General features: G+C 60.4%; 24 protein-coding genes and 1 tRNA gene. 9 read left to right on the top strand and 16 right to left on the bottom strand.

The annotated features are described in order from the left end of the window. Positions 1–140 precede the first annotated feature (140 nt). The 8 genes from ychF to EI969_RS27145 all read right to left on the bottom strand — a co-directional run bounded on the left by ychF (position 141) and on the right by EI969_RS27145 (position 7,057). Complete coding sequence (gene ychF, locus EI969_RS27180) at positions 141–1,241, bottom strand: redox-regulated ATPase YchF (RefSeq protein WP_060539413.1); 1,101 nt, start codon at positions 1,239–1,241, stop codon at positions 141–143. Between the two features lie 22 nt (positions 1,242–1,263). Continuing rightward, complete coding sequence (gene pth, locus EI969_RS27175; RefSeq protein WP_046030136.1) at positions 1,264–1,848, bottom strand: aminoacyl-tRNA hydrolase; 585 nt, start codon at positions 1,846–1,848, stop codon at positions 1,264–1,266. Between the two features lie 169 nt (positions 1,849–2,017). Next, on the bottom strand, positions 2,018–2,617 hold the full coding sequence (locus tag EI969_RS27170) for a 50S ribosomal protein L25/general stress protein Ctc (RefSeq protein ID WP_150715558.1): 600 nt from the start codon (positions 2,615–2,617) through the stop codon (positions 2,018–2,020). Positions 2,618–2,759: 142 nt separating this feature from the next. Then, positions 2,760–3,701, bottom strand: coding sequence for a ribose-phosphate pyrophosphokinase (locus EI969_RS27165; RefSeq protein WP_003171603.1), 942 nt, complete (start codon positions 3,699–3,701; stop codon positions 2,760–2,762). 45 nt (positions 3,702–3,746) lie between these two features. Beyond that, positions 3,747–3,821, bottom strand: a tRNA-Gln gene (locus EI969_RS27160). A gap of 36 nt (positions 3,822–3,857) precedes the next feature. Beyond that, the gene (ispE, locus tag EI969_RS27155; protein WP_160390425.1) at positions 3,858–4,709 is read right to left on the bottom strand and encodes a 4-(cytidine 5'-diphospho)-2-C-methyl-D-erythritol kinase; all 852 of its coding nucleotides are present in this window, start codon (positions 4,707–4,709) and stop codon (positions 3,858–3,860) included. A 1-nt stretch (position 4,710) separates the two neighbouring features. After that, positions 4,711–5,328: a lipoprotein insertase outer membrane protein LolB gene (gene lolB, locus EI969_RS27150; RefSeq protein ID WP_160390424.1), complete on the bottom strand. Its 618-nt coding sequence runs from the start codon at positions 5,326–5,328 to the stop codon at positions 4,711–4,713. A 4-nt stretch (positions 5,329–5,332) separates the two neighbouring features. Then, positions 5,333–7,057, bottom strand: coding sequence for a tetratricopeptide repeat protein (locus tag EI969_RS27145; protein ID WP_160390423.1), 1,725 nt, complete (start codon positions 7,055–7,057; stop codon positions 5,333–5,335). 234 nt (positions 7,058–7,291) lie between these two features. Here EI969_RS27145 and hemA point away from each other — a divergent pair, with 234 nt between their 5' ends. The 6 genes from hemA to EI969_RS27115 all read left to right on the top strand — a co-directional run bounded on the left by hemA (position 7,292) and on the right by EI969_RS27115 (position 12,667). Further along, complete coding sequence (gene hemA / locus EI969_RS27140; RefSeq protein ID WP_160390422.1) at positions 7,292–8,581, top strand: glutamyl-tRNA reductase; 1,290 nt, start codon at positions 7,292–7,294, stop codon at positions 8,579–8,581. Continuing rightward, positions 8,578–9,660 carry a peptide chain release factor 1 gene (gene prfA / locus EI969_RS27135; RefSeq protein WP_160390421.1) on the top strand — a complete coding sequence of 361 codons (1,083 nt, stop codon included), beginning with the start codon at positions 8,578–8,580 and terminating at the stop codon, positions 9,658–9,660. The genes hemA and prfA overlap by 4 nt, the downstream gene beginning before the upstream one ends. Further along, on the top strand, positions 9,661–10,491 hold the full coding sequence (prmC, locus tag EI969_RS27130; RefSeq protein ID WP_160390420.1) for a peptide chain release factor N(5)-glutamine methyltransferase: 831 nt from the start codon (positions 9,661–9,663) through the stop codon (positions 10,489–10,491). Then, a complete protein-coding gene (locus EI969_RS27125; RefSeq protein ID WP_160390419.1) occupies positions 10,485–11,240 on the top strand; it encodes a molybdopterin-synthase adenylyltransferase MoeB in 756 nt (251 codons plus the stop codon). The genes prmC and EI969_RS27125 overlap by 7 nt, the downstream gene beginning before the upstream one ends. Then, a complete protein-coding gene (murI, locus tag EI969_RS27120; protein ID WP_160390418.1) occupies positions 11,233–12,024 on the top strand; it encodes a glutamate racemase in 792 nt (263 codons plus the stop codon). The genes EI969_RS27125 and murI overlap by 8 nt, the downstream gene beginning before the upstream one ends. A 124-nt stretch (positions 12,025–12,148) precedes the next feature. Then, a complete protein-coding gene (locus EI969_RS27115; protein ID WP_160390417.1) occupies positions 12,149–12,667 on the top strand; it encodes an acyloxyacyl hydrolase in 519 nt (172 codons plus the stop codon). A 69-nt stretch (positions 12,668–12,736) separates the two neighbouring features. Here EI969_RS27115 and EI969_RS27110 read toward each other — a convergent pair whose 3' ends face one another. From EI969_RS27110 to EI969_RS27085, 6 genes are all read right to left on the bottom strand, one after another. After that, positions 12,737–13,042 carry a YkgJ family cysteine cluster protein gene (locus tag EI969_RS27110; RefSeq protein ID WP_056726267.1) on the bottom strand — a complete coding sequence of 102 codons (306 nt, stop codon included), beginning with the start codon at positions 13,040–13,042 and terminating at the stop codon, positions 12,737–12,739. Between the two features lie 99 nt (positions 13,043–13,141). Next, positions 13,142–13,924: an SDR family oxidoreductase gene (locus EI969_RS27105; RefSeq protein ID WP_160390416.1), complete on the bottom strand. Its 783-nt coding sequence runs from the start codon at positions 13,922–13,924 to the stop codon at positions 13,142–13,144. A 99-nt stretch (positions 13,925–14,023) separates the two neighbouring features. After that, on the bottom strand, positions 14,024–15,481 hold the full coding sequence (gene phrB / locus EI969_RS27100; RefSeq protein WP_160390415.1) for a deoxyribodipyrimidine photo-lyase: 1,458 nt from the start codon (positions 15,479–15,481) through the stop codon (positions 14,024–14,026). Between the two features lie 21 nt (positions 15,482–15,502). Further along, a complete protein-coding gene (locus EI969_RS27095) occupies positions 15,503–16,444 on the bottom strand; it encodes a MerR family transcriptional regulator (RefSeq protein ID WP_160390414.1) in 942 nt (313 codons plus the stop codon). After that, on the bottom strand, positions 16,444–17,403 hold the full coding sequence (locus EI969_RS27090) for a DUF523 and DUF1722 domain-containing protein (RefSeq protein ID WP_160390413.1): 960 nt from the start codon (positions 17,401–17,403) through the stop codon (positions 16,444–16,446). The genes EI969_RS27095 and EI969_RS27090 overlap by 1 nt, the downstream gene beginning before the upstream one ends. A 154-nt stretch (positions 17,404–17,557) precedes the next feature. Beyond that, on the bottom strand, positions 17,558–18,544 hold the full coding sequence (locus EI969_RS27085; RefSeq protein WP_160390412.1) for an NAD(P)/FAD-dependent oxidoreductase: 987 nt from the start codon (positions 18,542–18,544) through the stop codon (positions 17,558–17,560). Positions 18,545–18,740: 196 nt separating this feature from the next. Here EI969_RS27085 and EI969_RS27080 point away from each other — a divergent pair, with 196 nt between their 5' ends. Together EI969_RS27080 and hemH are read left to right on the top strand one after the other, a co-directional pair. Further along, positions 18,741–19,643 (top strand): TIGR01777 family oxidoreductase, encoded by a 903-nt coding sequence (locus tag EI969_RS27080; RefSeq protein WP_160390411.1) that lies wholly within the window; start codon positions 18,741–18,743, stop codon positions 19,641–19,643. 13 nt (positions 19,644–19,656) lie between these two features. Beyond that, positions 19,657–20,679 (top strand): ferrochelatase, encoded by a 1,023-nt coding sequence (gene hemH / locus EI969_RS27075; protein ID WP_160390410.1) that lies wholly within the window; start codon positions 19,657–19,659, stop codon positions 20,677–20,679. Between the two features lie 107 nt (positions 20,680–20,786). Here hemH and EI969_RS27070 read toward each other — a convergent pair whose 3' ends face one another. Both EI969_RS27070 and upp read right to left on the bottom strand, forming a co-directional pair. Next, the gene (locus tag EI969_RS27070) at positions 20,787–22,061 is read right to left on the bottom strand and encodes a uracil-xanthine permease family protein (RefSeq protein WP_160390409.1); all 1,275 of its coding nucleotides are present in this window, start codon (positions 22,059–22,061) and stop codon (positions 20,787–20,789) included. Between the two features lie 2 nt (positions 22,062–22,063). Further along, on the bottom strand, positions 22,064–22,702 hold the full coding sequence (gene upp / locus EI969_RS27065; RefSeq protein WP_102671705.1) for a uracil phosphoribosyltransferase: 639 nt from the start codon (positions 22,700–22,702) through the stop codon (positions 22,064–22,066). Between the two features lie 164 nt (positions 22,703–22,866). Here upp and EI969_RS27060 point away from each other — a divergent pair, with 164 nt between their 5' ends. Then, positions 22,867–23,424 carry a hypoxanthine-guanine phosphoribosyltransferase gene (locus tag EI969_RS27060; protein ID WP_008060214.1) on the top strand — a complete coding sequence of 186 codons (558 nt, stop codon included), beginning with the start codon at positions 22,867–22,869 and terminating at the stop codon, positions 23,422–23,424. Positions 23,425–23,426 lie beyond the last annotated feature (2 nt).

Raw genomic sequence — 23,426 nt, 5'->3', positions numbered from 1 at the left:
TGCTGGCGATGAACGATTACGCGGTTTGCCTTGATAACCGCGGTGTCCGGATCGCCAGCAAGCCGGCTCCTACGGGATACGGAGATGTCAGGCACAAAAAAGCCGCGTATCAAACGCGGCTTTTTCTTGGGCGGGTAACGTTAAACGTTGAAGCGGAAGTGCATCACGTCGCCGTCCTTGACGATGTAGTCCTTGCCTTCCAGGCGCCATTTACCGGCTTCCTTGGTACCGGCTTCGCCCTTGTACTGGATGAAGTCGTTGTAGGCGATCACTTCGGCGCGGATGAAGCCTTTTTCGAAGTCGGTGTGGATCACGCCAGCGGCTTGCGGTGCGGTGGCACCGACGCGGACGGTCCAGGCGCGGACTTCTTCGACACCGGCGGTGAAGTAGGTCTGCAGGTGCAGCATTTCGTAGCCGGCGCGGATCACGCGGTTCAGGCCAGGCTCTTCGAGGCCTAGGGCTTCGAGGAACATGTCCTTCTCTTCGCCGTCGTCGAGCTCTGCGATTTCTGCTTCGATCTTGTTGCACACCGGAACAACCATGGCGCCTTCTTCTTCGGCGATGGCGCGAACCACGTCCAGGTGCGGGTTGTTCTCGAAACCGTCTTCAGCGACGTTGGCGATGTACATGACCGGCTTGGTGGTCAGCAGGTGGAAGCCCTTGATCACCGCTTTTTCGTCGGCGCCCATGTTCTTCATCAGGCTGCGCGCTGGCTTGCCTTCGGTGAAGTGAGCGATCAGTTGCTCCAGCAGGCCTTTCTGGACCACTGCGTCCTTGTCACCGCCCTTGGCGTTGCGCGCGACTTTCTGCAGTTGCTTTTCGCAGCTGTCGAGGTCGGCGAAGATCAGTTCCAGGTCGATGATCTCGATGTCGCGTTTCGGGTCGACGCTGTTGGAGACGTGAATCACGTTCTCGTCTTCGAAGCAGCGGACCACGTGGGCGATGGCATCGGTTTCACGGATGTTGGCCAAAAACTTGTTGCCCAGGCCTTCACCTTTCGACGCGCCGGCAACCAGGCCCGCGATGTCGACGAATTCCATGGTGGTCGGCAGGATGCGCTTTGGATTGACGATGGCTGCCAGGGCGTCCAGACGCGGATCCGGCATCGGCACGATACCGCTGTTCGGCTCGATGGTGCAGAAGGGGAAGTTTTCGGCCGCGATACCGGACTTGGTCAGGGCGTTGAACAGGGTGGACTTGCCGACGTTAGGCAGGCCGACGATGCCGCAATTGAATCCCATGGTGTTTCCCCTCGGATAAGAGTCAGGCCTTCTGGCTGTGCAGGTTTTTCATCGCGCGGTTCCATTCCCCGGCGAGGATATCCGGCAGCACGCCGAGGGCAAAGTCGATGCTGGCATCGAGTTTTTCCTGTTCGGCGCGTGGCGCACGACCCAGGACGAAATTTGAAACCATACTGGCAACGCCCGGGTGGCCAATGCCAAGCCGCAAGCGGTGAAAGGTATTCTGATTGCCCAGTTGCGCGATGATGTCGCGCAACCCGTTGTGACCGCCATGGCCGCCGCCCTGCTTGAGCTTGGCAACGCCCGGAGGCAGGTCGAGTTCGTCGTGCGCCACGAGAATTTCTTCAGGCTTGATGCGGAAGAAACCGGCGAGTGCCGCTACGGCTTGGCCGCTACGGTTCATGTACGTGGTGGGAATCAGCAGACGAACATCCTGACCCTGATGCGAATAGCGCCCGGTCAGGCCGAAATATTTGCGGTCCGCCACAAGGTTCACGCCTTGTGCGTTCGCGATGCGCTCAACAAAAAGGGCCCCTGCGTTATGCCGGGTCTGTTCGTATTCAGCGCCTGGATTTCCCAGGCCAACGATCAGTTTGATGGCAGTCACGATAGGGGCCCTTCCTTGGAGTGGTGGATAACATCGCCGCAATCAGGGAAAGCGGCGAAAGTGGACGAAAATTGCTCATTTACCATGATGTAAACTCCGCGTTCTCGCCCGCTTTCTCGCTATGCTCTAGTCCGCGATGTTTCCGGTCACTCCGGCGTACAGAGTAAAATTACTCTGCAGCGCCTTCTGCAGCTTCTGGAGCAACACGTGGAGCGTGGACGTTGGCAACAGCCTTGTCATCGCCGTGTGCCAGAGCAACAAACTCAACGCCTTTAGGGGCTTTGAGGTCGGACAGGTGAATGATCGAACCGATTTCGGCGTTAGCCAGGTCGACTTCGATGAACTCAGGCAGGTCCTTCGGCAGGCAGGAAACTTCGATTTCCGAAGTAACGTGCGAGATTTCGCCGCCTTTCTTGGTCGGTGCTTCTTCGTTGATGAAGTGCACTGGAACGATAGCGGTCAGTTTCTGGCCAGCGACTACGCGTACGAAGTCAGCGTGCATCACGTGGCCTTTGGCCGGGTGACGCTGCAGGGCTTTGATCACGACGTTCTGCTTGGTGCCACCAACGTTCAGCTCGATGATGTGGCTGTAAGCCGCTTCGTTTTCGAGCAGTTTGGCAACTTCTTTGGCCAGCATGCTGATGGATTCAGGGGCTTTTTCGCCACCGTAAACTACAGCTGGAACCAGGGCGGCGAGACGACGCAGGCGGCGGCTCGCACCTTTCCCCAGGTCGGAACGCACTTCAGCATTCAGGGTAAAATCGTTCATGTTGTATCTCCAAAATAACCACACTCGCCCCAGCGTTTGCGACCAGCGCTAAAGGCGATATGGGCAAAAAAGCCCCGCCCCGACATGAATGCCGGGGCGGGGCGCTTTTCGTCAACGAGACATTTCGAGAAGGGCAGGGCCCTTAGCGGAACATCGCGCTGATCGATTCTTCATTGCTGATGCGGCGGACCGCCTCGGCAACTACCGGTGCGATATCCAGTTGACGGATACGTGCACAGGCTTGTGCTGCAGCGGACAGCGGAATGGTGTTGGTCACCACCAGCTCGTCCAGCACGGAATTTTCAATGTTTTCGATCGCCCGACCCGACAGCACAGGGTGCGTGCAGTAGGCGAAAACCTTGGCAGCGCCATGCTCTTTCAGGGCCTTGGCCGCGTGGCACAGGGTGCCGGCGGTATCGACCATGTCATCGACCAGAATACAGGTACGCCCTTCGACATCACCGATGATATGCATCACTTCAGAGTGATTGGCTTTCTCACGGCGTTTGTCGATGATCCCGAGATCCACGCCCAGGGATTTGGCAACGGCACGTGCACGCACGACGCCGCCAATGTCCGGGGACACGATCATCAGGTTTTCGAAGCGCTGATCTTCGATGTCATCCACCAATACTGGGGAGCCGTAGATGTTATCTACCGGAATATCGAAGAAACCCTGGATTTGGTCAGCATGCAGATCAACCGTGAGAACACGGTCGATGCCGACTACGGTAAGCATGTCAGCGACGACTTTCGCGCTGATAGCCACACGTGCGGAACGCGGACGGCGATCCTGACGGGCATAACCAAAGTAAGGAATAACAGCAGTGATACGAGTAGCCGAGGAGCGGCGGAAGGCATCAGCCATCACTACCAGTTCCATCAGGTTATCGTTGGTCGGAGCGCAAGTCGGCTGAATAATGAAGACGTCTTTACCGCGGACGTTTTCATTGATCTCGGCTGTAATTTCGCCGTCGGAAAATTTACCGACAGAGATGTCACCGAGAGGGATATGCAGCTGACGTACGACACGTCGAGCCAGATCGGGGTTAGCGTTCCCCGTAAAGACCATCATCTTGGACACGCGCAGTACCTAGAGGCTGAGGGTAACCTGGATGAGTATGGAAAATGGCAGGGGCGGCTGGATTCGAACCAACGCATGGCAGGATCAAAACCTGCTGCCTTACCGCTTGGCGACGCCCCTGTATCTGTTGCAACGATTACCCAGTAATCGGTTCCTTTAGAGCAGACCTTGAAGCTTGCGATGCAACATCGAAATGTTGCTTCCTTTTGCTACAAAACCTGTAAGGGTCTCTGTCAGAAGGGCCGAGACTTTATCAGCTTCAGCTTTGCTTGGGAAGCCCCCAAACACACAACTTCCAGTTCCGGTGAGTTTTGCTTCGGTAAATTTACCTAACAAATTCAAGGCGTTACGTACCTCTGGATAACGCCTTGTTACCACCGGCAAGCAGTCATTTCGACTGTTTCCCTTGGGAACGGGGCGCACTTTAATGGGCGGAGTGTTACGTGTCAACAACGGATCTGAAAAAATTTCTGCCGTACTTACAGAGACTTGCGGCACCAGCACGAGATACCACGGTTCTTCGGGGTCGACAGGGGTCAGTTTCTCCCCTACGCCCTCGGCGAAAGCCGCGTGGCCGCGCACGAAAACCGGGACGTCGGCGCCCAGTGTCAAGCCGAGGCCGGCCAGGCGATCTTCATCCCAGCCCAATTGCCACAGATGGTTGAGGCCGAGCAAAGTCGTCGCGGCATTCGAACTGCCACCGCCAATGCCGCCGCCCATGGGCAGGATTTTTTCGATCCAGATATCGACGCCCAGCGAGCAAGCGGATTGCTCCTGAAGTTTTTTCGCGGCCTTGACGATCAGGTTGCTGTCGTGGGGCACGCCTGCGAATTCGGTGTGCAGTCGAATGACACCGTCATCGCGCAGGGCGTAGGTGATTTCGTCGCCGTAATCGAGAAACTGAAACATCGTCTGCAGTTCGTGGTAGCCGTCTTCGCGGCGACCGAGGATATGCAGCATCAAATTGAGCTTGGCCGGCGAGGGCAGCGTCAGGCGATTGTCCGGCATGTCATTGCCCCAGTTTGCGTGGTTGCCAGACCTTGATCACCAGCGTGACATCGAGGTCGGTGCCGCTGAGCTTGATGCGCTCGGGCAGCCAGAAACCGTTTTGCTGGGTGTAGGCGGTGTAGTCGACCTTCCAGCCATCCTGTTCCAGGCTGGCCAGGCGGCTGTCGCCGTCGAGGGTCAGGCGACTTTTGCTGTCGGGAGCGGGAAGCCCGCGCACCCACCAGGCCAGGTTGGACACCGGCAGCTTCCAGCCCAGCTGTTCTTCGAGCAGCACTTCCGGGTTCGGCGCCTCGTAACGCCCCTGGTTGGCGACCTCCAGCGACACTTTGCCGGGGCGGCCGGTCAGGCGCGCCGCGCCACGGCCCAGCGGGCCGGACAGGCGAATGTCGTAGTAATCCTGGCGCTGCAACCAGAACAGCGTGCCGCTGCCCGAGTCTTTCGGGGCGCGGATGCCGATCTTTCCGTCGATTTGCCAGCCATCGAGGCCGGTCAGTTGCGCTTTGTGCTCGCGCCATTGGGCAGCGTTGCCGTGCCCCTCGACCGATTCGCGGGGACCCACGCCCGCGCAACCGGCGAGCAGGGCGATAAAACTGAAAACGATGAAATGGCGCAAAAGCATAATCTTAAAGAGTCTCTGATCCGGTCAGGCGTTTGATGGTGCCGCGCAGGGTCGGGCTGTCGGGTTGTTCCTTGAGGAACTTGCCCCAGACTTGCCTGGCTTCACGCTGTTTGCCGTTGGCCCACAGGACTTCGCCCAGGTGAGCGGCGACTTCCTGGTCGGGAAAACGATCCAGGGCCTGGCGCAGCAGGCGCTCGGCTTCGTCGAGATTGCCCATGCGGTAATTCACCCAGCCAAGGCTGTCGAGTACTGCCGGGTCTTCGGGGCTGATCTGGTGCGCCTGTTCGATCAGGGCCTTGGCTTCGGCGTAGCGTGTGGTGCGGTCGGACAGGGTGTAGCCGAGGGCATTCAGCGCCATGGCATTGTCCGGGTCGCGCTTGATGATCATGCGCAGGTCTTTTTCCATCTGCGCCAGGTCATTGCGTTTTTCCGCCTGCATGGCGCGGGTGTAGAGCAGGTTCAAGTCGTCCGGGTATTGCTGCAAGGCTTGTTGCAGAACATTCCAGGCCTTGTCGCCCTGATTGTTGGCGGACAGGGTTTCGGCTTCGATCAGGTACAACTGGATGGCGTAATCCGGTTGTTCATCGCGCTCTGCCGCCAGCTTGCGTTGTGCTTCGGCGGTCCGGCCGTTGTTCATCAGGATGTCGGCCTGGCGCAATTGTGCCGGCAGGAAGTCAGTGCCCGGGCCAACCTTGGCGTATTCGATCAGCGCGCCTTGCGGGTCGTTCTGTTCTTCGGCGATGCGGCCCAGGTTCAGGTGCGCCGAGTCCACGTGGCTGTCCCGGGCGATCAGGTCTTCAAGATAACCCTTGGCCTCGTTCCAGGCCTTGGCTTCCAGGCAGACCAAGGCCAGGGAGTAGCGCAATTCGTCGTCTTCCGGGTATTGCTGAACCAGGCTCGAGAACTCGGCCTTGGCGTCGTCCATGCGGTCCTGTTCAACCAGCATCCGCGCATACGTCAGGCGCAGGCGTTTGTCGTCCGGGTACTTCTTGATGCTTTTTTGCAGCAGCGGCAAGGCCTCGTCACCGCGATCGAGGTTTTGCAGCAGGCGAGCGCGCAGCAGGATCGGGGCAATTTCGCCGTCGTCAGGCGGATTGTCTTCCAGTAGTTTCAGCGCGCCTTTGGCGTCGCCATCCTGTTGCATCAGCAGTGCCTTGCCGAAAATCAGCTGGCTGTTGTTCGGATGCCGCTGCAACAAGCGGTCGAAGCTTTTCATCAAACCGTTGCGGGTGTCCTGGTCGGTGTCGGCCGCAGACAGTGCAAGGAAGTCGAAATGGGTGTCGCCCTTGCGCAGCAGGACTTTCTCCATATAGACCATGGAGTCGTCATAGCGCCCGGCGCGTGCCAGTTGCACGGCGGCGGCACGTTGCGCTTCGAGGTCGTCGGGGGCGTTTTTGGCCCAGATCAGCGCGGTATCCAGGGCGGCCTGATCGGCACCGAGATATTCGGCGATACGGAATGCCCGCTCTGAGATGCCCGGGTCCTGGGTGTTGATGGCCTGGGTGACGTAGTTGTCCAGGGCAATGTCGAAACGATTGCGCTGGCCAGCCAGTTCGGCGCTCAACAGGCTGAAGACGGTTTCCTCGCTGAAGGAACTGTAGACCTTTGGCTTTTCAGGGGCCGGGGCGCTGTCTTCGACCGGCGGCGTACCGTCCGGGGACACGGGGGCCAAGGCCTGGCAGCCGCTGAGGAAGACAAAAGCGAGGAGCAACGCGGAAGATCTATTCATATAGGAAGAGGACGACTAACCTGCGGTCGGATCATCATGACACAAGCTTTCGGCCAAACATAACCGCCCCGGCAATTTACCCGCGCAGTGGATCCGGCAAATTCTGGCGACCCTGTAAACGAGAACCGCTCGCAACGTCGGCGTTGCCTACTGGCGCAATAGATATCGAGTAGTTGTTCTGATTCCGTCGAAGTAGGACAATTGCCGGCTTCACGTCACCATCAGCGACCTTGAATGGCCTTCCTTGCACTCGGTATTAACCACAAGACTGCTTCAGTAGACGTCCGCGAGCGCGTGGCTTTTACCCCTGAGCAGCTGGTTGAGGCCTTGCAGCAGCTCTGCCGACTCACCGACAGCCGCGAAGCTGCGATCCTCTCCACCTGCAATCGCAGTGAACTCTATATAGAACAGGATCACCTGTCGGCGGACGTCGTGCTGCGCTGGCTGGCCGAATATCATCATTTGAGCTACGACGAGCTGCGCGAAAGCGCCTATGTGCATGAAGATGATGCGGCAGTTCGTCACATGATGCGGGTGGCTTCCGGGCTCGACTCGCTGGTGTTGGGCGAGCCGCAGATTCTCGGCCAGATGAAGTCCGCCTATGCCGTGGCCCGCGAGGCCGGCACCATCGGGCCGTTGCTCGGGCGGCTGTTCCAGGCCACGTTCAATGCGGCCAAGCAGGTGCGCACCGACACGGCCATCGGCGAGAATCCGGTGTCGGTGGCTTTTGCCGCGGTGAGCCTGGCCAAGCAGATTTTCAGCGACCTGCAGCGCAGCCAGGCCTTGTTGATCGGCGCCGGCGAGACCATCACCCTGGTCGCCCGGCACCTGCATGACCTCGGTGTAAAGCGCATCGTGGTCGCCAACCGGACACTGGAGCGCGCCAGCATCCTGGCCGAACAGTTCGGTGCCCATGCGGTGTTGCTGTCGGATATTCCGGCAGAGCTGGTGCGCAGCGATATCGTCATCAGTTCCACTGCCAGCCAGTTGCCGATCCTGGGCAAGGGCGCGGTGGAAAGCGCCTTGAAACTGCGCAAGCACAAACCGATCTTCATGGTGGATATCGCCGTTCCGCGCGACATCGAGCCAGAAGTCGGTGAGTTGGACGACGTTTATCTCTATAGCGTCGACGATCTCCATGAAGTGGTCGCCGAGAACCTCAAGAGCCGCCAGGGCGCAGCCCAGGCCGCCGAAGAGATGGTCTCGGTCGGCGCCGAAGACTTCATGATCCGCCTGCGTGAATTGGCGGCGGTGGACGTGCTCAAGGCCTATCGTCAACAGAGCGAACGCCTGCGCGACGAAGAATTGCAAAAGGCCCAGCGCCTGCTGGCCAACGGCAGCAGTGCCGAAGAGGTGCTGGTGCAACTGGCTCGCGGGCTGACCAACAAACTGTTGCACGCACCGAGCGTGCAGTTGAAAAAGCTCTCTGCCGAAGGTCGCCTGGATGCGCTGGCGATGGCCCAGGAACTCTTTGCCCTCGGTGAGGGCCCATCGGATAGCTTTTCGGATAAAAAACCGCAATGAAAGCGTCACTGCTCAATAAGCTGGATATCCTCCAGGACCGTTTCGAGGAATTGACCGCCCTGCTGGGCGACGCCGAGGTCATTTCCGATCAGAACAAGTTCCGCACCTATTCCAAGGAATACGCGGAAGTTGAACCGATCGTGGGCGCCTATAAAGAACTGCTGAAAGTGCAGGATGACCTCGAAGGCGCCCAGGCGCTGCTCAAGGACAGCGACCCGGACATGCGTGAAATGGCCGTGGAAGAAGTCCGCGAGGCCAAGGAACGCCTGGTTACGCTCGAAGCCGACCTGCAGCGCATGTTGCTGCCCAAGGACCCGAACGACGGGCGCAACGTGTTCCTCGAAATCCGTGCCGGCACCGGCGGAGACGAGGCGGCGATTTTCTCCGGCGACCTGTTCCGCATGTATTCGCGTTACGCCGAGCGTCGTGGCTGGCGGGTGGAAATCCTCTCGGAAAACGAAGGTGAACACGGCGGCTATAAAGAGGTGATTGCCCGGGTCGAGGGCGACAACGTCTACGGCAAGCTGAAGTTCGAATCCGGCGCGCACCGCGTGCAGCGGGTTCCGGCGACCGAATCCCAGGGCCGTATCCACACGTCGGCCTGCACCGTGGCGGTATTGCCCGAGCCGGACGAACAGGAAGCCATCGAGATCAACCCGGCCGACCTGCGCGTCGATACCTATCGCTCCTCCGGCGCCGGTGGCCAGCACGTCAACAAGACCGACTCGGCGATCCGCATCACGCACTTGCCGTCCGGCATCGTGGTGGAGTGCCAGGAAGAACGTTCGCAGCACAAGAACCGCGCCCGGGCGATGTCCTGGTTGTCGGCCAAGCTGAACGATCAACAGACCTCCGCCGCGGCCAACGCCATCGCCAGCGAACGCAAGCTGCTGGTCGGTTCCGGTGATCGCTCCGAGCGTATCCGCACGTATAACTTTGCCCAGGGCCGGGTCACCGACCACCGGGTCAACCTGACCTTGTATTCCCTCGACGAGATCCTCGCCGGCGGTGTCGATGCGGTGATCGAGCCGTTGTTGGCCGAGTATCAGGCCGATCAACTGGCGGCGATAGGTGAGTAAATGACGATCATTGTCAGTTTGTTGCGAGCCGCCGATCTACCCGATTCGCCGACGGCGCGTCTGGATGCCGAATTGCTGCTGGCGGCGGCGTTGGGCAAGACCCGCAGCTTCCTGCACACCTGGCCGGAACGCATCGTGCCCAGCGAAGCGGCGCTGACCTTCGCCGAATATCTGCAGCGCCGTCGCGGCGGTGAGCCGGTGGCCTATATCCTCGGCCAGCAAGGTTTCTGGAAGCTGGACCTGGAAGTCGCACCGCACACACTGATCCCGCGTCCGGACACCGAACTGCTGGTGGAAGCCGCGCTGGAATTGTTGCCGGCCACACCGGCCAAAGTACTCGACCTTGGCACCGGTAGCGGCGCGATTGCCCTGGCCTTGGCGAGCGAGCGTCCGGCCTGGAGCGTCACTGCCGTGGATCGGGTGCTGGAAGCCGTGGCCCTGGCCGAGCGCAATCGCCAGCGTCTGCACCTGAACAACGCCAAGGTACTGAGCAGTCATTGGTTCAGCGCCCTGGAAGGTCAGCGTTTTCAACTGATCATCAGCAATCCGCCCTATATCGCAGCGGCTGATCCGCATCTGGTCGAGGGCGATGTGCGCTTCGAACCGGCCAGCGCTTTGGTGGCGGGTATCGACGGGCTCGACGATCTGCGTTTGATCGTCGCCCAGGCGCCGGAGCATCTTGACGCCGGCGGCTGGCTGATGCTCGAGCATGGTTATGATCAGGCCGAGGCGGTTCGCGATCTGCTGCTGAGCCGCGGGTTTGAAGAAGTCCACAGCCGCACCGATCTGGGCGGTCACCAACGCATCAGTCTGGGGCGCCTGCCGTGCTGAATGATCAGGAGTTGCTGCGTTACAGTCGGCAGATTCTGCTGCAACACATCGATATCGATGGCCAGTTGCGGCTCAAGGACAGCCGCGTATTGATCGTCGGCCTCGGTGGTCTTGGTGCGCCGGTGGCGCTGTATCTGGCCGCCGCCGGGGTTGGCGAGATGCATCTGGCGGACTTCGATACGGTCGACCTGACCAACCTGCAACGCCAGATCATTCACGACACCGACAGCGTCGGCATGAGCAAGGTCGATTCGGCGCTCAAGCGTCTGACGGCGATCAATCCTGAAATTCAACTGATCGCCCATCGTGCGGCGCTGGACGAAGATTCCCTGGCTGCCGTCGTGGCCGGGGTGGATCTGGTGCTCGATTGCTCCGACAATTTTTCCACCCGTGAAGCGGTCAACGCCGCTTGCGTGGCGGCCGGCAAACCGCTGGTCAGCGGCGCGGCGATTCGCCTTGAGGGGCAATTGTCGGTGTTCGATCCGCGTCGCCCCGAGAGCCCGTGCTACCACTGTTTGTATGGGCACGGCAGCGAAGCCGAACTGACCTGCAGCGAGGCTGGTGTGGTCGGGCCGCTGGTGGGGCTGGTCGGCAGTCTGCAAGCGCTTGAAGCGCTGAAGTTGCTGGCCGGATTCGGTGAGCCGCTGGTGGGGCGCCTGTTGTTGATCGATGCCTTGGGCACGCGCTTCCGTGAGTTGCGGGTCAAGCGCGATCCGGGTTGCAGCGTCTGTGGGTCGAAACATGCGTGAAGCGCCGATTGGCGTGTTCGACTCCGGTGTCGGCGGGCTCTCGGTACTGGCCGAGATCCAGCACTTGCTGCCCAATGAAACACTGATGTACGTCGCCGATTGCGGCAATATTCCCTATGGCGAGAAAACCCCGGAGTTTATCCGCCAGCGTTGCAGCGTGATGGCCGACTTCTTTCAGCAGCAGGGCGCCAAGGCCCTGGTGCTGGCCTGCAACACGGCGACGGTGGCCGGCGTCGCCGACTTGCGCCGCGATTACCCCGAATGGCCCATCGTCGGCATGGAACCGGCGGTCAAGCCGGCGGCCGCCGCGACCCGCTCCGGCGTGGTAGGGGTGCTGGCCACCACCGGCACCTTGCAGAGCGCCAAGTTCGCCGCGTTGCTCGACCGTTTCGCCACGGACGTGAAAGTGATCACCCAGCCCTGTCCCGGGTTGGTGGAGCTGATTGAAAACGGCGATCTGCGCAGTCCCGAACTGCGTCAGCTGTTGGCCCGATATGTCGCGCCGCTGCTGGCCGCCGGCGCGGACACCCTGATTCTCGGCTGTACCCATTACCCCTTTCTCAAGCCGATGCTGCGGCAGATGATCCCTGAGGACATCAGCCTCATCGACACCGGTGCCGCCGTCGCGCGGCAACTGCAGCGACTTTTGGCCGAAGGCGAACTGCTCGCCGAGGGACCGGCCCGTGAAGCGCAGTTCTGGACCAGCGCCGACCCGCTTCATTTCAGAAATATCTTGCCGATACTGTGGAATACGTCCGGCATTGTGCGAAGCTTCAACAAGTAGGAAGGCGCCCAGGGGGGAGTACGAAAATTCGGGTGAACTTCTGATTAATCGCTGACTTCTATAGTTTTGCAGGGCTTGGCAACAAAAAAAACCATACGAAATCGTTCGGAAAAGGAAGTTTCTAGTGAAGCGACTATTCTGCTTGGCCGCGATTGCGGCCGCACTAATGGGGCACACTTTTACCGCGCAGGCGGCAGGTGTGGAATTCTCGGTCGGTCAGACCAGCGATTCGACCATGACGTATCGACTGGGCATGCAATTCGCTTGGGACCAGAGCTGGTGGCAGACCGATGTGGGTCGTCTGACAGGTTACTGGGATGGTGCCTACACCTATTGGGAAGGTGACGAGAAATCCAGTAACCACAGCCTGTCGTTCTCGCCCGTGCTTGTTTATGAATTTGCCGGCCAGAACGTCAAGCCCTACGTCGAGTTCGGGATTGGTGTGGCGGGGTTTGCCAGCACCGAAATCGAAAGCAACGATCTGGGCAGCGCCTTCCAGTTCGAAGACCGCCTGGGTTTCGGCCTGCGCTTTGCCGGCGGACATGAGGTCGGGATTCGCGCGACGCACTATTCCAACGCCGGGATCACCACTCCGAACGATGGTGTAGAAAGTTACGCATTGCATTACACGATGCCGTTGTAAGACTCAACGCTGTACTAAATGTGGGAGCGAGCAGGCTCGCTCCCACATTGGTATTGGGACAACTTCAAACTAGCGATACGCCGTCGAAATCCCCTGGCGTTCTTCGATGCATTCCGGTGCGCCCATCTCGAACTCCCGGCAGATCAGCGGGCGTTTTTCGTAGATGGTGCACATCATCGTGTTGCGATCCAGTGCGGCACACCAGCCGTCGTCCAGGCGCAGCATGACTTCCCCGCCCCAGTCATCTGTATCGATAAACCGTTCAGGCACGCCCGTGTCGGTGATCAACATGACTTCGAGCTGGCAGCAGCAGGCTGCGCAGGTCGAGCACGTGACCGCGGGCTCCGCGATTTGCGTATGGGGGATGGTTTTCATGGCGCGCAGTGTAAGGCAGTCACCGGGTGCTGTGTGAAAGGTCGGACGGACGCTCAAGTATCGGAGCGTCCGGGAGGGCGCTGCCGATGATGACGATTTTCACAGTTGATCCTTGCTCGGTGGCTGGCTGCGCACCATGGGTTTGCCAATCTCCAGTTTCACTTGTTCCGGCTGTTTGGCGAGCGGCCAGAGGGTGGCCATGAAGGCTGCCGGGAGCGCGATTTCCAGCGGGCGATCCTTGAGTTTTTCGAAGATGTACCGTGCGGCTTTCTCCACCGGCCAGCTCAACGGCATGGAGAAGTCGTCTTTTGCCATCGGTGGCGTTTCGACAAAGCCTGGGCTGATCACCGTGACTTCCATACCTTCGGGAGCCAGGTCGATGCGCAGGGACTCGAACAGATAACGCAGCCCGGTCCTCGAGGCGCCAAAGGCTTCTGTCTTGGGCAGCGGCAGGTAAGTCAGCGTGCTGGCCATGGCGACCATATGCGGCGCAGTGCCGGCACGCAGCAAAGGCAGGGCGGCGTCGATGCAATAGCTGCTGGCCAACAGGTTGGTGCGCAACACATGCTCGACAATCGACGTATCGAACTGCTTGGGGTCCACATATTCGCTGGTGCCGGCGTTGAGTATCACGGTGTCCAGCGAGCCCCAGTCCTCGGCGATCTGCTCGCCGATCTCGCGCACGGTCTGGCTGTTGGTCAGGTCCCCGGCGACCACCATCACCTGTTCCGGATAACGGAGCGACAAGTCGTTCAGTGGTGCCACCGTGCGTGAACTGACGGCCAGGTGCGCACCGGTTTTGAGGATTTCTTCGGCCATGGCGGCACCGATGCCGCTACCGGCGCCGGTCAGCCAGTATCGTCGCGCGGGTGTACGACTCATCCCAATCTCCTTTTTGGCCAGACAAATGCCCGGTCCGCGAAATGTTGCAGGATATCTTTGTCGTGCGCCATGACCCACCGGGCCAGTTGCTGCAGGACACTATTCATAGGCACTCCCGGCCGGTTCGTCAGGCAGTCGCCGTGATGGCAGATTCTTGAATGCGGTCAAGGCGCGTGTACGCGAAGCACTCAGGTCGACGATCGGTGACGGGTAATCCACAACACCGAAAAGGCCGCCGAGGTTGGCGGGGTTGTGCACCTCTTTTTTGTTCAGCCTGGCCAGTTCCGGCAGCCATTGCTTGATGAACAGGCCTTCGGGGTCGAATTTTTCCGACTGGCTCAACGGGTTGAAAATCCGGAAGTAGGGCGCCGAGTCGGTGCCGGTGGAGGAGCTCCATTGCCAGCCACCGTTATTCGCCGCCAGATCGCCATCGATCAGGTGGCGCATGAAAAAACGTTCGCCTTCGCGCCAGTCGATCAGCAGGTTCTTGGTCAGGAACATCGCCACCACCATGCGCAGGCGATTGTGCATCCAGCCGGTAGCCAAGAGTTGACGCATGGCGGCGTCGATGATCGGCAAACCGGTGCGCGCCTGTTGCCAGGCGGCCAGTTCTGCGGGGGCATCGCGCCAGGCCAGCGCTTCGGTTTCCGGGCGAAATGCGCGGTGCCGGGACACCCGTGGGTAGCCCACCAGGATGTGTTTGTAGAACTCGCGCCACAGCAGTTCGTTGATCCAGGTGACGGCGCCGGAGTTGCCGCTTTCGAATTCACCCTGATTGCTGTTCAAGGCGGCGTGCAGGCATTGACGCGGGGAAATCACCCCGGCGGCGAGATAGGCCGAAAGCACACTGGTGCCGGGTTTCGCCGGGAAATCGCGTTCGCTTTGATAGTGCTCGATCTGCGCATCGGCAAAACGCTCGAGACGATACCGGGCTTCGGTTTCGCCCGCCGGCCATAGGGCGCGCAAGCTGTCGGCGGGCGATGCGAACCCCTCGATACTCGTGGGGATCGCATCGCTGGCAATGTTCAGTGGCGCTTGTTTGTGCGGCGCACGGACCAGGCCGGGCAGCGAGTGATGCAGTCGTTCGTAGCAGACCTTGCGAAACTGGCTGAAGACCTGAAAGTAAGTGCCGGTGCGGGTCAGCACGCTCCCGGGCCTGAACAGCAGTTGATCGAGGTAGCGGCGAACCTCGATGCCTTCGGCCCCGAGCGTCCGGGTGACCGCTGCATCGCGACGGGATTCATGGATGCCGTACTCATCGTTAAGGTACAGCGCCTCGACTTGCAGCTGTCGGCACAGGTCCAGCAATACGCCTGGCGCGTCATCCCAGCGCGGTGCCCGGCGGATCAGCAGCGGAATGTTCAATTGACCCAGTTCGTGGCTCAATTCGCGCAGGTTACGCAGCCAGAAGTCCACTTTGCAGGGCGCGTCGTCGTGTTCCAGCCATTGTTCCGGGCTCAGCAGATAAACCGCCACGCACGGGCCGCGAGCCGCAGCAGCCGAGAGGGCGGTGTTGTCATGTAGACGCAAGTCGCTGCGCAGCCAGATCAATTGCATTTTGGTATCCACGCGATTCATTTAAATCAGCCCTCGCTGAACGAGTGCCTGGTGTGCCGACAATGGATCGGCGGCCAGGTACAAATCAGCGATCTGGGTAGTGCTTACGGACAACTCGGCGTGGTGGATGCACACCGTTGGTCCGGCAATCATTTTTGGGCAACCGACGCCTTTGAAAAGTTTCGGCAGTTGCGCCAGGTTCATGGCCTTGCTGGAGTACAGCAAAACAGCGCGGGGTCGCAGCAGCTCGACCGCCAATGCCAGTTCACCCACAGGCAGCGGCCCGTCGAAGACTTCCACCGGGCAATCGGTGCTGCTGATCAGCCAGGCCGTGAGCCACAGATGCGGTTCCACGGGCAAGTCCGAGTGGTTGATCAACAGCAGCGGCGCGGTGCGCAACTGACGATTGTTATGGTAGATGCGTGCGCCGAATTTGCTGCGCAGCCAGGCACAAAAAAACACGCGCTCCATCTGTGCACCGAACTGGCCTTGCCAGCGTTGTTCCTGAGCGGCCAGCAAGGGCATCAGCAATTGCTCGCACAGGGTTCGCGGCGGATACAACGCCATCGCCTGATTGACGTTGTCATCCAGGGTGCGCTCCTGCAATCCGCTCACCGCCTGCAGCAATGTCTGCAGCAAGGCGTGCCAATCGTTGTCGACGCAATCGCTGAAGGCTTGCGGCGTGTCGAGCAATTGCTTGACCTGGCTGACGGCAACGCCCCGGTTGAGCCAGGTGAGGATGGTCTGGATGCGCTCTACATGCTCGGCAGAGAACAACCGATGCCCCTTGGGTGTGCGATGCGGCACGATCAGACCGTAGCGCCGCTCCCAGGCGCGCAAGGTCACGGCATTGACCCCGGTTTGCCGCGCCACTTCGCGGATCGGCAGCCAGCCTTCCTCCAGCGCCTTTTTAAAGTCGTCGCCGAGATCTTCGCGGGCGCTGGTGTCGAGTGCATTTTTCATTAGATAGCGTTTCGCAGGCTGAGGTTTTCCGGGTGCGGCTGCAGGTAGACCTGCTGTGCGATGTACGGATCGGGGTGTTGGCGCAAGTGATGCTTGAGCAGTGTCAGCGGCACCACCAGCGGGACGATGCCCCGGCGGTACTGGCTGATCACCTGTTGCATTTCCTGTTTGTCTTCGCCGCTGATGGCCTGTTTCAGGTAGCCACTGAGGTGGTGCAGGACATTGGTGTGGGTGCCGCGGGTGGCGCACTTTTTCAGCGCCGCCATCAGTTCGCTGAAGTAGCGGGGGCCCAGTTCCTGCGGATCGGTTTTGCCCATGTTGCCCAGCAGGTTGCCCAGGGTTTTGTACTGCACCGGGTTGTGGGCCATCAGCAGGTATTTGTAGCGCGAGTGAAAGTCCGTGAGACCGCGCCGGGTCATGCCCGCCTGGCGCAGTTGCTGCCAGGCGCTGTAGGCGAACACACGGGTGAGGAAATTTTCCCGCAGCACCGGATCGTTGAGCCGGCCGTCTTCCTCCACCGGCAAGTCCGGGTGCAGCAGGCAGAAGGCCCGGGCGTAGATGCCGCGCCCGTCTCTGTCCGCTCGTGTGCCGTTGGTGTGGTAGACCTTGACCCGCTCCAGGCCGCAGGACGGGGAATTTTGCATGAAGATGTAGCCGCAGATATCCCCCAACTGTGCTGCCATGTCCCGGCCGTAGGTGTTCAGTTGTTGTGTCACGTTAAGGCTGTGATCGAGGGTGCCCACGGCTTCGGGTTGATCCGCGCTGCCCACCAGCCGAATCGGTTGGCGGGGCACGCCAAGGCCGATGGCCACTTCAGGGCAGACCGGGATGAAGTCGAAGTAGTCAGTGAGGGTGCGGCTGCACAACCGCGATTCCTTGTGCCCGCCGTTGTAACGCACGTCGAGACCCATCAGGCAGGCGCTGATGGCTATTTTCGGTTTGGCGGGAGAGTGGAGCATCGGAACACCTCGAATCTGGACCTGTACAAGCCGTCTGGTTTGTACAAGATAACTTCATCATAGATTCGAAGTTGTACAAGTCAAATTTTATGTATAGGTTTTTCGGCGGGCTGCTGTCCATGGCGACAGCAGCGATTTGCTCGGGTCGATGCCTTTACTGCAGGTGTTCATGCAAGCGACGAGCGGCTTCCTGACCGCTGAGCCAGGCCCCTTCGACGCGTCCGGACAGGCACCAGTCACCACAGGCGTACAACCCCAGGTCGGCATCGGCCAGGGTGCCCCATTCGTGACTGCTGGCGGGGCGAGCGTAGAGCCAGCGGTGGGCGAGGCTGAAGGTGGGGGCGGGCATGGAATCGTGCAACAGCTCGGCGAAGGCGCCGTGCAACTGTTCGATCACCGCTTCCTTGGACAAGTCGATGTGCTGGCGGCTCCAGGCGCTGGTGGCGTGCAGCACCCAGGTATCGAGGGTGTTGTCGCGCCCGGGTTTGCTGCGGTTGCGGGCCAGCCAGTCGAGTGGGCTGTCCTGCACGAAGCAGCCTTCCATGGGGGTTTCCAGCGGCGTTTCGAAGGCCAGGGCGATGGCCCAGGTCGGGTCCATTTTCACTCCGGCGGCGGCGCCGGCGAGTTTCGGCGCCGATGCCAGCAACGCCGTGGCCTGTGGGGCCGGCGTGGCGATGACCACGTGGCTGAACGGCCCGTGGGTGAAACCCTCGGCGTCCTGCAGATGCCAGTGTTCCTCACCGCGATAGACCTCGGTGATCCGGCAGGCGAAATGCACTTCAAGGTCACCGAGCAAGGCGCGGGTAATGGCGCTCATGCGGGGCGTGCCGACCCAGCGGGTCTGCTCGTCCGGCGACAGGTTGAGCTGGCCGCCATGGTAGGTGTACAGCTGCGGCGTCCACTCGGCGACCCAGCCTCTGGCCTGCCAGCGCTGGACTTCGGTGACAAAGCGGCGGTCGCGGGCGGTGAAATATTGCGCGCCCATGTCCAGAGCCCCCGCATCGCTGCGTTTGCTCGACATGCGACCGCCGCTGCCACGGCTTTTATCGAAAAGTTGAACCACGTGCCCGAGGTCGGTCAGGGCCTGGGCGGCGGAGAGTCCGGCGATGCCGGTGCCGATGATTGCGATAGGTACAGTCATAGGGGCCTCGTTTACCTTTCTGTACAGACTACGCCGGGGTTCAAACCTGTACAATATTGTTTTTTGGTATAACTTTTAGCGTTCTCGATCTGACAGCTTGGCCTATTGTTAAACATAGAGCCTGCTCGATACCAAAGATCCCTGCTTATAAAAATAGACTAATGGACAGGGTAAAACGCCACGCGAGGAAGAAGTCATGCACATATTGCTGACCGGCGGTACTGGTTTGATAGGACGTCAGCTTTGCCGGCACTGGTCGGGGCAGGGATATCGCCTGACAGTCTGGAGTCGCCAGCCTGAAAAAGTCGCGAAAACATGTGGTGCCCAGGTGCGTGGAATTGCCCGGCTGGAGGATCTGGGGCAGGAGCCGGTGGATGCCATCGTCAATCTTGCCGGAGCACCGATTGCCGATCGGCCGTGGACGCACAAGCGTAAAGCCTTGTTGTGGAGCAGCCGGATCACGCTGACTGAAACCCTGCTGGCGTGGCTCGAAAGTCGCGAGCAGAAACCACGGGTGTTGATTTCCGGTTCGGCCGTCGGTTGGTATGGCGACGGCGGCGAACGTGAGTTGACCGAAGAGTCACCACCGGTCATCGATGATTTCGCCAGCCAGTTATGCATCGCCTGGGAAGAGACTGCACAGCGGGCTGAAGCACTGGGCATTCGCGTCATCCTCATCCGCACCGGCTTGGTGCTGTCGGCGGAAGGCGGCTTTTTGTCGCGGCTGTTGCTGCCGTTCAAACTGGGCCTGGGAGGGCCGATCGGCAACGGCCGGCAGTGGATGCCGTGGATTCATATCGACGATCAAATCGCCCTGATTGATTTTCTTCTGCATCGCAACGAGTCCAGCGGTCCCTATAATGCGTGCGCGCCCAAACCGGTGCGCAACCGCGAGTTTGCCAAGACGCTGGGCAGCGTGCTGCATCGCCCGGCGTTCATGCCGATGCCGGCCTTCGCATTGAAGGTGGGGCTGGGCGAGTTGTCACTGTTGTTGCTGGGCGGCCAGCGGGCGACTCCGGTGCGTTTGTTACAGGCCGGTTTCACTTTTAAGTTCACGGATTTGCGTGCGGCTCTGGACGATCTGTCCGGTCGCCTTTGAAATAGGACGTTGCATGACCGATCACGCGTTGCTTCTGGTCAACCTGGGTTCACCTGCCTCCACCTCGGTGGCGGATGTGCGCAGCTACCTCAATCAATTTCTGATGGACCCGTATGTGATCGACCTGCCATGGCCGGTTCGACGCTTGCTGGTGTCGCTGATCCTGATCAAGCGTCCCGAGCAATCGGCCCATGCCTATGCCTCGATCTGGTGGGACGAGGGTTCGCCGCTGGTGGTGCTCAGCCGCCGCCTGCAACAAGCGATGAGCAGCCAATGGCAGCACGGCCCGGTCGAACTGGCGATGCGTTATGGCGAGCCGTCGATTGAATCCACGCTGGTTCGGATGGTTGCGGCGGGGCACAGGCGAATCACCCTGGCGCCGCTCTATCCTCAGTTCGCCGACAGCACCACGACTACGGTCATCGAAGAGGCCAGGCGCGTGGTGCGCGAGAAAAACCTCAACGTGCAGTTGTCGGTGCTCCAGCCGTTCTACGATCAACCCGAGTACCTTGATGCGCTGGCGGCCACGACCCGGCCGCATTTGCAGCAGGACTTCGATCACCTGCTGATGAGTTTTCATGGCTTGCCGGAACGGCATCTGAAGAAGCTCAACCCCGGGCACAGCTTCGAGGGCGGCGGTGATTGCTGCGCCGGAGCGCCACCCGAGGTGGTCGCCACCTGTTATCGCGGCCAATGCCTGCGTACGGCGGCAGAGGTCGCCAAGCGTTTGGGGTTGCCGGAGGACAGGTGGTCGGTGTCGTTCCAGTCGCGCCTGGGGCGCGCCAAATGGATCGAACCCTACACCGAGGCGCGCCTCGATGAGTTGGCCAAAAGTGGGGTGAAAAAGATTCTGGTGATGTGCCCGGCGTTCGTTGCCGATTGCATCGAGACCCTGGAAGAGATCGGTGATCGCGGCAAGGAACAGTTCCGCGAAGCGGGGGGAGAGGACCTGGTGCTGGTGCCGTGCCTCAACGATGACGCGCATTGGGCGCGGGCGTTGAGTACATTGTGCGAGCGAGCACCTTTGGCGCTTTAAAAAGCTTCGCGAGCAGGCTCGCTCCCACAGGGAAATGCATTCCAAAACTGTGGGAGCGAGCCTGCTCGCGAAGAGGGTCTTTCAGTCAACGAAGAATCTGAGCCTGCTTAGATCAGCGGCTCATCCGCCTTCTTGTGCTTCCAGCTGTCATTGCCCGGCAGGAGCAGGTTCAAGCCGATCGCCACCACCGCGCACAGCGCGATGCCCTTGAGGCCGAAATCGTCCGGGCCGGTGCCGGTGCCGATCAGCACGCCGCCGATCCCGAACACCAGGGTCACCGACACGATCACCAGGTTGCGCGCCTCGCCCAGATCGATCTTGTGGCGGATCAGCGTGTTCATCCCCACCGCCGCAATCGAACCGAACAACAGGCACAGAATCCCGCCCATTACCGGCACCGGAATGCTTTGCAGCAGCGCGCCGAACTTGCCGATGAACGCCAGGCTGATGGCGAAGATCGCCGCCCAGGTCATGATTTTCGGGTTGTAGTTCTTGGTCAGCATCACCGCGCCAGTCACTTCGGCGTAGGTGGTGTTGGGCGGGCCGCCGAACAGACCGGCCGCCGTGGTGGCAATGCCGTCGCCGAGCAGGGTGCGGTGCAGGCCGGGTTTCTTCAGGTAATCGCGACCGGTCACGCTACCCACGGCAATCACGCCGCCGATGTGTTCGATGGCCGGGGCCAGGGCCACCGGAACGATGAACAGGATCGCCTGCCAGTTGAATTCCGGCGCGGTGAAGTGCGGGATGGCGAACCAGGGTGCCGCAGCGATCTTCGCGGTATCGACCACGCCGAAATAGAACGCCATGCCGAAACCGACCAGCACGCCGGAGATGATCGGCACCAGGCGGAAAATGCCCTTGCCGAAAACCGCGACGATCAGCGTGGTCAGCAGCGCCGGCATCGAGATCATCATCGCCGTCTGGTAATGAATCAGTTCGCTGCCATCACCGGCCTTGCCCATGGCCATGTTAGCGGCAATCGGCGCCATGGCCAGGCCAATCGAAATGATCACCGGCCCGATCACCACCGGCGGCAGCAGGCGGTCGATGAAACCGGTGCCTTTGATTTTTACCGCGAGGCCGAGGAAGGTGTAGACGAAACCCGCCGCCATTACGCCGCCCATGGTCGCGGCCAGGCCGAACTGGCCCTTGGCGAGAATGATCGGGGTGATGAAGGCAAAGCTCGATGCCAGGAACACCGGCACCTGACGCCCGGTGACGATCTGGAACAGGATCGTCCCCAGGCCGGCCGTGAACAGCGCCACGTTGGGGTCGAGGCCGGTAATCAGCGGCATCAACACCAGGGCGCCGAAGGCCACGAACAGCATCTGTGCACCCGACAGTACCGTGCGCCAGAGCGGATCGTTGAACTCTTGCTGCATGGTCACGCGTCCTTCTGCTTGGTGCCGAAGATCTTGTCACCGGCATCGCCCAGCCCTGGGATGATGTAACCGTGTTCGTTCAGTTTCTGATCAATGGACGCGGTGTAGATGATCACGTCCGGGTGAGCTTTCTCGACCACGGCAATGCCTTCCGGCGCGGCGACCAGCACCATGGCGCGAATGTCCTTGCAGCCGGCTTTTTTCAGCAGGTCGATGGTGGCAACCATCGAGCCGCCGGTGGCGAGCATCGGGTCGATGATCATGGCCAGGCGTTCGTCGATTTCCGGCACCAGCTTCTCAAGGTAGGTGTGGGCTTCGAGGGTTTCCTCGTTGCGGGCCACGCCCACGGCGCTGACCTTGGCGCCCGGAATCAGGCTGAGCACACCTTCGAGCATGCCGATGCCGGCACGCAGGATCGGCACCACGGTGATTTTCTTGCCGGCGATTTTCTCGACCGACACAGTGCCGCACCAGCCTTCGATATCGTAGGATTCCAGCGGCAGGTCTTTGGTGGCTTCGTAGGTCAGCAGGGCGCCGACTTCCTGAGCGAGCTCACGGAAATTCTTCGTGCTGATGTCTGCGCGGCGCATAAGGCCAAGTTTATGACGGATCAGCGGGTGGCGGATCTCATGGATGGGCATGGGGAAAGGCTCCGGCGGCGGGCAAAAAAACCGGCCTAGATTAATCTATCCGAGGGTGTTGTCCTATAGACATACAGTACGTTAGTCCACAAACGCTTGATCTGGCCTCGCTGGATGCGTACCTTTGCCCGCTTTTCCTGAATCCGTCCCCCCTGGAGAGCGCCATGTCCGCTGATCTCGAGCATATCCGTCAAATCATGCGAGAGGCTGACTGCCTGTACACCGAAGCTGAAGTCGAGGCGGCCATCGCCCGCGTCGGTGCACACATCAACGATGAACTGGCGGATAGCAACCCGGTGGTGTTCTGCGTGATGAACGGCGGGCTGATTTTCGCCGGCAAGCTGCTCACCCATTTGCAGTTCCCGCTGGAAGCGTCCTACCTGCACGCGACCCGTTATCGCAACGAAACCAGCGGCGGCGAGCTGTTCTGGAAGGCCAAGCCGGAAGTTTCGTTCATCGACCGCGACGTGCTGATCATCGACGACATCCTCGACGAAGGTCACACCCTGGGCGCGATCATCGACTTCTGCAAACACGCTGGCGCACGTAAAGTGCACACCGCCGTGCTGATCGACAAAGACCACGACCGCAAGGCTCGTCCAGACCTGAAGGCCGATTTCGTCGGCCTGCCATGCATCGACCGCTACATCTTCGGTTACGGCATGGACTACAAAGGCTACTGGCGTAACGCCAACGGGATTTTCGCCGTTAAAGGAATGTAAGA

Origin of the sequence: Pseudomonas sp. PB101 (assembly GCF_009764265.1) — a bacterium.
Lineage (GTDB): Bacteria > Pseudomonadota > Gammaproteobacteria > Pseudomonadales > Pseudomonadaceae > Aquipseudomonas.
Note: the sequence above shows the minus strand (reverse complement) of the source record. Positions and strands in the feature narration are given on the sequence as shown.

Coding starts and splice junctions, on each gene's coding strand:
- hemA (WP_160390422.1), top strand. CDS start 7,292: ATGGCCTTCCTTGCACTCGGTATTAACCACAAGACTGCTTCAGTAGAC.
- EI969_RS27170 (WP_150715558.1), bottom strand. CDS start 2,617: ATGAACGATTTTACCCTGAATGCTGAAGTGCGTTCCGACCTGGGGAAA.
- ispE (WP_160390425.1), bottom strand. CDS start 4,709: ATGCCGGACAATCGCCTGACGCTGCCCTCGCCGGCCAAGCTCAATTTG.
- EI969_RS27060 (WP_008060214.1), top strand. CDS start 22,867: ATGTCCGCTGATCTCGAGCATATCCGTCAAATCATGCGAGAGGCTGAC.
- EI969_RS27145 (WP_160390423.1), bottom strand. CDS start 7,057: ATGAATAGATCTTCCGCGTTGCTCCTCGCTTTTGTCTTCCTCAGCGGC.
- EI969_RS27110 (WP_056726267.1), bottom strand. CDS start 13,042: ATGAAAACCATCCCCCATACGCAAATCGCGGAGCCCGCGGTCACGTGC.
- prfA (WP_160390421.1), top strand. CDS start 8,578: ATGAAAGCGTCACTGCTCAATAAGCTGGATATCCTCCAGGACCGTTTC.
- EI969_RS27095 (WP_160390414.1), bottom strand. CDS start 16,444: ATGAAAAATGCACTCGACACCAGCGCCCGCGAAGATCTCGGCGACGAC.
- phrB (WP_160390415.1), bottom strand. CDS start 15,481: ATGCAATTGATCTGGCTGCGCAGCGACTTGCGTCTACATGACAACACC.
- EI969_RS27105 (WP_160390416.1), bottom strand. CDS start 13,924: ATGAGTCGTACACCCGCGCGACGATACTGGCTGACCGGCGCCGGTAGC.
- upp (WP_102671705.1), bottom strand. CDS start 22,702: ATGCCCATCCATGAGATCCGCCACCCGCTGATCCGTCATAAACTTGGC.
- EI969_RS27070 (WP_160390409.1), bottom strand. CDS start 22,061: ATGCAGCAAGAGTTCAACGATCCGCTCTGGCGCACGGTACTGTCGGGT.
- EI969_RS27085 (WP_160390412.1), bottom strand. CDS start 18,544: ATGACTGTACCTATCGCAATCATCGGCACCGGCATCGCCGGACTCTCC.
- EI969_RS27090 (WP_160390413.1), bottom strand. CDS start 17,403: ATGCTCCACTCTCCCGCCAAACCGAAAATAGCCATCAGCGCCTGCCTG.
- ychF (WP_060539413.1), bottom strand. CDS start 1,241: ATGGGATTCAATTGCGGCATCGTCGGCCTGCCTAACGTCGGCAAGTCC.
- lolB (WP_160390424.1), bottom strand. CDS start 5,328: ATGCTTTTGCGCCATTTCATCGTTTTCAGTTTTATCGCCCTGCTCGCC.
- hemH (WP_160390410.1), top strand. CDS start 19,657: ATGACCGATCACGCGTTGCTTCTGGTCAACCTGGGTTCACCTGCCTCC.
- EI969_RS27080 (WP_160390411.1), top strand. CDS start 18,741: ATGCACATATTGCTGACCGGCGGTACTGGTTTGATAGGACGTCAGCTT.
- murI (WP_160390418.1), top strand. CDS start 11,233: ATGCGTGAAGCGCCGATTGGCGTGTTCGACTCCGGTGTCGGCGGGCTC.
- prmC (WP_160390420.1), top strand. CDS start 9,661: ATGACGATCATTGTCAGTTTGTTGCGAGCCGCCGATCTACCCGATTCG.